This window comes from Planktothrix paucivesiculata PCC 9631 (genome assembly GCF_900009265.2).
Taxonomy (GTDB): domain Bacteria; phylum Cyanobacteriota; class Cyanobacteriia; order Cyanobacteriales; family Microcoleaceae; genus Planktothrix; species Planktothrix paucivesiculata.
The window spans coordinates 1-412 of the sequence record NZ_LR735111.1 but is presented as its reverse complement, the minus strand read 5'-3'; the positions used below and the strand labels follow the sequence as shown (position 1 = coordinate 412).

1 pseudogene is annotated in these 412 nt (G+C 37.6%); it reads right to left on the bottom strand.

Annotation, left to right across the window (positions count from 1 at the left end):
* Nucleotides 1–412 (bottom strand): annotated as a pseudogene (locus PL9631_RS26485) (hypothetical protein); the annotation flags it as partial.

Genomic DNA, 412 nt, shown 5'->3' with positions numbered 1-412 from the left:
TTAATATCCTGCAAACAAGCTTTTCCTTCCCCTAGTTCTAATTGTCTTTCTAAATAACGTTTATCCCGTTGATGAACCAGTTCAGGATGCAGTAAATAATAATGTAACCGCAGCTTAGGATAATCCCCCGCCATATCCCTCAACACCAATTCCGGCGAAACTTCTACCCCATAACGATAAGAAATTTCATAATGGCGCTCTTGGGCTAAATCCTCTTTAGTTTTCTGGCGCTTGGTTTTCATTTCTTCGTATTTTTCCCGACAAAGTAAGGATTGAATAGCAATAAACACAGCATAATTGTATTGATTAATATTCCGAGTTTTCGTAGCTTTCTCTAAGTGATTTTTGGCAGTTTGTTCTAAATGATGGAGTTTTTGAACCGTTCCTTTTAATTGTTCAGTGAACTCGGGAA